Here is a 625-nt window from a genome sequence, read left to right on the forward strand (position 1 = left end):
GCTCCGGATCGAGCGCCAGACGGGTCGTCCCGTCAGCGCCGTTATCCCCCTCATGCTCAGCACCGCCTACGACGAAGAAATAAGCGACCTCCCCGCTCATAGCGACCAGCGTATGCGGCGTCCCCGGCTTCAGGACGAACACGGCAGGCGCTGTCGCTTCGCAGCTCAGATGCGACCACGTCATGCGCGCTGTACCCTCGGTCAGATACAGCACCTCCCAGGTACCGGGATGGATGCCGCCCGCCTCGGTCTCCATCTCGGGGTGGATCACCCCTGCTCCGTGCGAGTAGATATGCATCGTGCGCTGGACCTCCCCTGGATCAATACTTTGTGCAAAAGGATTTGTTGAAGAATTATCGCCCTTCTTGACATCAAGGCCTCCCGGAGATCATCCGGCATAAGATGTGCAAAGCAATTGTTATGGAGATAGTGTACACTTACAGCAGATCGCGTGCAACCATGTATACACAACCTATGAAGGAGGGCTTCGCATGTCTAAGCAAAGGAAGCAGCGCGCGGGGTCCAGCGGTATGACGGCGGTTGGATGACCACTCCGGCGGCATGACGTCTGGGCAACTTGCTGGAGGATTCCTCGGTTTTGCTCGGCGAAGCGCCGGCGCTTCGC

Annotated in this window: 1 protein-coding gene; it reads right to left on the reverse strand. The window is 59.0% G+C overall.

What is annotated here, in order from left to right; genetic code table 11:
- On the reverse strand, positions 1 to 298 hold a 298-nt coding region (locus PA598K_RS36245; RefSeq protein ID WP_185602047.1), incomplete at its 3' end, for a hypothetical protein.
- Between the last annotated feature and the right edge of the window lie 327 nt (positions 299 to 625).

It is taken from the genome of Paenibacillus sp. 598K, from assembly GCF_003851045.1.
Classification (GTDB): Bacteria; Bacillota; Bacilli; order Paenibacillales; family Paenibacillaceae; genus Paenibacillus_D.